Genomic DNA, 449 nt, shown 5'->3' with positions numbered 1-449 from the left:
GTAGAGACCATTCTTGCTGTAGACACAGATGGCAACACAGTTACCGGTTCTGAAACCATCGACATGGAAGCAGGTGATATCCTGGTGTTCACCTTGCGTGACAGCGATAACTTCAACCCATCGACTGCGTCCGGCTCTATCAGCAACTTCAGCTTTGTCGTACCTGAGCAGATCATCGGCGACGACGACATCTACGGCGGTTTCGAAAACTGCTGGGGCTATGTTACCGGGGAGGACAAGGCCGATCCAGTGATCACTTGCCCAGCGGACAACCCAGCGGACTTCCTGATCAGCTCATTCGACGCCATCTATGCTGGCGATGAAGGCAGCGTAGCCCAGGAGACTGCAGAGATTGTTTCTACGTACGCCTTCGCAGGCGCGCCATCAGCAGTGGACAACTGCGATACCGACCTCGACATCACCGCTACCGACAGCTTCACAGAGGTAGC

At 55.0% G+C, this 449-nt stretch carries 1 protein-coding gene; it reads left to right on the top strand.

Translation table 11 applies throughout. The features are described 5' to 3' along the window. Positions 1–449: hypothetical protein (locus tag FRY97_RS22675; RefSeq protein ID WP_170254884.1), on the top strand; the 449-nt coding region annotated here is incomplete at both ends.

This window comes from Phaeodactylibacter luteus (genome assembly GCF_007993045.1).
GTDB classification, from domain to species: Bacteria; Bacteroidota; Bacteroidia; order Chitinophagales; family Saprospiraceae; genus Phaeodactylibacter; species Phaeodactylibacter luteus.
This window is presented reverse-complemented; position numbering and strand designations above follow the sequence as displayed.